This is a genomic window from Pseudoxanthobacter sp. (assembly GCF_036822375.1).
GTDB lineage: Bacteria > Pseudomonadota > Alphaproteobacteria > Rhizobiales > Segnochrobactraceae > Pseudoxanthobacter.
On sequence record NZ_DAISHT010000175.1, the window covers coordinates 1 to 5,419 of the forward strand.

Genomic DNA, 5,419 nt, shown 5'->3' on the forward strand with positions numbered 1-5,419 from the left:
GCCGCCGGAACACCATGCCCGGCCGCAGCCTGGGCCTGCGCGGCCTGCAACGCCAGTGCCTGCGCCTGCGCCTGCGTGGCAGAGGCCGCGACGGGCGTTGCAACCACCGGCTGGCCGGCGACGAGGGTCTGCCCGGCGACCGGCTGGCCGGCCGCCATCTGGGCCCGCGCGATGTCCATCGGCGTTCTCGCCTGCCCGGCCGGGGCCGCGATGCGGCCCGGCACCGGGGCCACCTGCCCCTGCTGGGTCTGCAGACGGGCCGCCTGCGCGGCGGTCAGATCGGTGGTCTGCACCGGCACGGCCGCCATGAACGCGGCCTGCAGCAGATCCGGCAGGCGCGGAAAACGCGGGGTCCACGTATCCAGCACCGCCTGCAGCCCGGCCTCGCTGCCGACCGAGTGCATGGCAAGGCCGAGGCCATAGGCGGCAGCTTCCGAGGGCTGCCAGTCGAGCGACTGCTGGAACCAGTCCGCGGCGGTCGCAAACTGCTTGGTGTTGAAGGCGTACCAGCCGAGCGACAGCGCGCCGAGCGGCGAATTGCGCTGCATCACCACCGGCACGAAGCGGTCCACGATCTCCTGATCGACCGCCGTTGCCGCCAGCACGTCGTTGGCCGCGCCGGTCCTGGTCGGCGGATTGAGCAGCGTGCTCACCAGCAGGATGTAGGCCACCATGTTGGCGTCGCTGGCATCGCGCCACTTATAGGCCGTGGCCTCGGCGCGAAGGTCCTGCCCGGCCTCGTGCATGGCATAGACATAGCCCTCGGCGGCCTTGGCGCCGCCGCCGCGGTCCAGGGCGATCTTGAACCACTCGTAGGCCTTGGTCGTGTCGCCGCGCTTGGTGAAATAGAAGCCGAGCAGCAGAGCGTCGTTCGGCTCCTTGCTGTCCTGCGCGGCCTTCTGCAACTCGTCGAGATCGCCCGGCGGCACCATCACCTTGGCATCGCGGGCGGCATCGCCCACAACACGGCGGATGAAATCCAGCCGGGTGCCGGAGAACTCGCCCTTGCCGTCCGGCCCCGCGCGCTCCATGTCGAACAGCGGCGTCGTCATCTCCGGCGGCAGGCTGGAAATCGCCCGCTCGATGGTGGCACGGCGCTCGTGCGAGTTCGCGCAGTTCTTCAGGATGTAGGTGTAGACATCCTTCGCGCGGGCCTTTTTGTCGGTCGCGGCAAAGGCATCGGCCACCAGCCACAGCACGTCCATGCGGCCGCACACCAGCAGCGCGGGCGTCTGGTTGGCGATGGTCAGAACCGTGTTCCACTGCTTGTTGGCCGCCGCATTGATCATGCGCTGCCGGGCCTCGGCATCGCCCAGTGCGGCCACCAGATCGGCCGGCGGCTGCCAGCCGGGCTTGGCCGATTGCAGGCGGCTCAGCGTCTGGCGGGCTTCGGCGATGCGGCCGGCGCCGTAAAGATCCCACACCGGCTGAACGTCGCTCGGTCCGCCGCCCGCGCCGGGGTCAAGCAGGTCGACGGGCGGCTCCCAGTTGGGATAGAGCGCACGCAGGCGGCGGATCTCCGCCTCCAGCCGGTCGAGATCGCCCTGCCGGGCAAAATAGCGCAGCGCCGATTCATCCACGTTCTGGGCGCGCCGGGCGGCATCGGCCGCCGCGCCGGTTGCAGGCGCGGCGCCGGCGGCCGGACGGGCGGCATTCTGCTGGCCGGCGACCGGGCGCACGCCGCCGGCGGCTGCCGGGGCACCGGAGACCGGGTTGCCGGGGTTGGTGCTGGCAGACGGCAGGAGGCTATCGCCGGCCGACTGGGCGGCGGCGGTCAGAGGACTGACACAGAGGATTGCCAGAGCAGCAATCAGCCTCACAAGCATTTCGCATACCGTCTCGCCAGGACGGTCATGGCCAGAAGATGCAGCGTCGACGCATAGTAGGACGAAGGCACGAACTCTCTCAGATCGTAGGGAATTGCCGTTCCGTTAAGGGCGCACGAAACGAGCGCTGCCTGAATCTGATAGCCCGGCTCCGTCAGCTTCTCGATCACCTTGCCCGTGAGGACATTGACGATCAGAGGCGCATTGTCGCCGTCCTGCGTCCATGCCTTCTGGTAGGGTGCGAGCTGCTTTTCATCGGCATGACCTGATGCCAGAAGGTAAAGCGGTATCCTTAAGGAATTGTATCCGAACACCGGATCGAAACCGCTCGCCGGCTCGATCACGCCGCTCTGCGAGATCGACAGCCAGTCCGACGGCAGATGAAACTGGCCGAACTGCGCCTTGGCAAGAATAGCCACGCCGGATTTTTCGGCCCCCGCCCAGTCATAATCCGGTGCCAGCTTGGCCAGCACCGGCAGTGCCTGAAAGATCCAGTACGACGGATTGACGATCATCGGTCCGCCGCTGGCGGTCCGGTCGAAACCCTCCACGCCCGGCAGGATGATGGTGTAGCCGGCGAACGAGCGGAAGGTGTTCTGGCCGATGGCGTTGGCAATGCGCGTCGCCGCATCGCGGTAGCGCGGTTCTTTCCACTGGTCCGCCGCCAGCGCCAGCGCCCACGCGATCAGAATGTCGCCGTCGGTGGCATTGTTGATGTCGACCACATGGGGCGTGTGGCGCGGATCCCACTTCCACGCCGCCAGTCCGTCGTCGCGGATCAGCAGTTCCGTCAGCGTGAACGTCCAGATCTGCTCGAACGTCGCCCAGTCGTTGGCATAGACCGACAGCAGCAGGCCATAGCCCTGCCCTTCGGAATGGCTGATGTTGTTGTTGGCGGTGTCGACCACCCGGCCGCTCTTGTCGAGGAAGGCCGCCCGCCAGGAATCCCACACCGGTCCCGGCAGGGCCCATGGCGCCGCGGGCGGCTGGCTTGCCGCAACCGCGGCCCGCTTGGCGGCCGATTGCGGCAGCAACGATTCCGGCACCTGCGCCACGGCCGCCTCCGCGAGAAACCCCGCCATCACCGCTGCCGATAGAAGGCGCACCCCTGCCGCCTTTAATCCGGACACAGCACTCACCACATGTCACCCTTTCGAGTCTGGTGGATCATGATCCAGGTCGCAACGCCGAGCGCGATGCTGGCCAGAATCAGCACGGCCGCATAGCCGACGATGTGCAGCGAAAACCAGTTCGCGGCAATGAGGCGCCAGTTCATGAGGGAAAATGGCACGGTTTCCAGCACCCGCTCGCGCTGCGGGGGCGTGGTGCGCACAGTGCCGTTCGACTGCAGAAAAGACGCGGTCTGCCCGGCGAGCAGGCGCCAGGTCTGCGGCGCGGTGATGCCTTCCGCTCCGCTCGCGAGATCGTTGTTGGTGGCCGCGGTCAGCACCGTCCACGTCGTCAGGCCGCTGCGCTCGGCAAAGTTCTGCGCCAGCATCGCCGTGAAGCTCTCGGTGAACGGCATCTGCTGCCGGTTCATGAAGCCGGCCCCGAGAATGCGGGCATTGATGCCGATGCCCTCGTTCAGCCAGCTCAGCACCGAAACGAACACCGAACCGATGCTCTGGAAGCCCGACGAGCCGGACTGCCAGCGCTCGTAGATCGCCGCGGTGTCGTCGGCCGGCATATCCGGCGGCGCCGCCGGCGCGGAGGCGGCCGGCTGCGTCTGAGCGCGCTGGCCGCGCGCGACCTGCACCTTGCTGAGCAGGGCATCGAAGCCGTGCGACTGGACCGGCGGCGGCAGGCCGTTCAGGCCGGCATCCGCGCCGGTGCCGCCGCTGTCGTCGGGCAGCGGCGAGCGGTCGCCCATGTTGACGGCAAGCTCGCCGATGCCGACCCGCGCCAGAATGGTCGGATCGATATCCTGCGCCGCCGAGACCACCAGCGCCGGGCGCTGCTCGATCTGGGCGGCGGCCGTTGCCGCCACCACGGCCAGCGGCTCGCCGCGCGAGACCGCCATCTGCGCCACCAGCGTGGCCGCCGCCCCCGCCGCCGGCAGGCCGCCGGGCACATAAACCGCCAGCGGCTGTTCCACCGAGCGGCCATAGGGGAAGCCATCGGCCGAGAACGCCGCCAGATTGGGCAGCACGCCGAGGCGGGCGAACCGCGGAATGATCAGCCGGGAGGTGTTGAACAGCACGAAGCGCTTGTTGGCGGCCATCGTGGTGCCCGGCAGGCAGACCCGGTCGGACTCGGTGTTGAGGTTCGCCTCCATGCGCATCGTGTTGACGCCGGCGCGGAAGTTCGCCATCGGCACCGTGATCAGGCGCTGCTGCATGAACTCACCGGCCGAACTGGTGAGGTTGAACGTCATTGCGATCTGATCGTTGATGTAGAACGAGATCGTGCTGCCGGCCAGAACCTCCGGGCTGTAGGCGGCATCGAGGCGAAGCTGAACGTAGCCATAGCCTTCAGCGTAGAAATCCGGCGGCAGGCGGAATTCGAACGACGTCTTGAAGCGGCGGCCGGAGAACTCCTCCGTCGGCACGCCCAGTTCGCGGAAGGTGTAGCTCTCGCCGCCGGTATAAAGCGGCACGTCCGGCGCCCGCCAGGGGGCGCTGCCATCGGTCAGGCGCTGGGCGATGTCGCGCTGCACCAGCGCGCCGATGCGGTCTATCGCAGCATCGGCATCGCCGTTGGTGCGGCCGGAAAGGACCATGACCGGGATCGATGTGGCCGGATCGCTCATCAGCGCCATCACCGGCCCGTTCGCGCCGTCGAGCCCGCCGATCGGCGTGATCGGCATCACGTCGGCCGCCTGCCCCACCACCAGCGCCATCGTGCCCGGCCCCGGCTTGATGGCCGCCATCGAATCCACCACCGAAATGACCGGATGGGAGAACCGGCCGGCCAGCGCGACCGACTGCGCCGCCTTGATGAGGCGGCCGATTGCCACCGGATCGCCTTTGCCGGTCCGCACCGCCATGATGCGCGTGGCCCCGACGCTGTCGGCCCCCACCGCCGGCAGGTCGGAAATGCGCGACAGCCGCGGCGCGCCGCCGGTGAACGTCAGCCCCGTCATCTCCGGCACGATCTGGGTCCACAGCTCGAAGGTGCCGGCAATCGAGCAGTCGACGCGGTGCCGCATCAGCGTGCTGATGCGGATCTGGTTGAGGCCGGGGCGCAGCAGCCCGCGCGGCAGCGGCAGCTGGAAATAGGACGGCTCGTCCACCGCCTCCACCGGCACCTCGATGGTGCGCTTGCCGTTGATCCACACCGTCAGGCGCGACACCTCGGGCATCACCACGACGGAGTTGATGAAGCCGATGGAAATCCGCGCCTGCTGGGCCGCCTCGGCCTGCGTCAGGTAGATCGGCAGACCGATGGAGTCCGCCTCGCCGGTCAGGCGCACGTCGGGGCGCGGCAGCAGGTAGCGGTTGATGTAACGCGCGGCATCCGGCGAAACCGCCTGCGCCGTCGGCTGTGCGCTGCCGGCCGGCAGATCGAAGGGGATCGGCGCCTGAGAGGCCCCGGCCGCGGTCTGTCCCGATGGCACACCCACCGGCGGCGGCAGTTCATCGCCGGCCGGCCGG

At 68.7% G+C, this 5,419-nt stretch carries 3 protein-coding genes; all 3 read right to left on the reverse strand.

Annotated features, from left to right (window positions below; genetic code table 11):
• The coding region (locus V7067_RS13820) for a hypothetical protein (protein WP_334176487.1) at positions 1-1,826 on the reverse strand (1,826 nt) is incomplete at its 3' end.
• Positions 1,817-2,908 carry a glycosyl hydrolase family 8 gene (locus V7067_RS13825; protein ID WP_334176488.1) on the reverse strand — a complete coding sequence of 364 codons (1,092 nt, stop codon included), beginning with the start codon at positions 2,906-2,908 and terminating at the stop codon, positions 1,817-1,819. The genes V7067_RS13820 and V7067_RS13825, both read right to left, overlap by 10 nt.
• Positions 2,909-2,961: 53 nt before the next feature.
• On the reverse strand, positions 2,962-5,419 hold a 2,458-nt coding region (locus tag V7067_RS13830), incomplete at its 5' end, for a cellulose biosynthesis cyclic di-GMP-binding regulatory protein BcsB (protein WP_334176489.1).

Excerpts from the sequence above, each read along its gene's own strand:
- V7067_RS13825 (WP_334176488.1), bottom strand. The coding sequence starts at position 2,908 with ATGGCGGGGTTTCTCGCGGAGGCGGCCGTGGCGCAGGTGCCGGAATCG.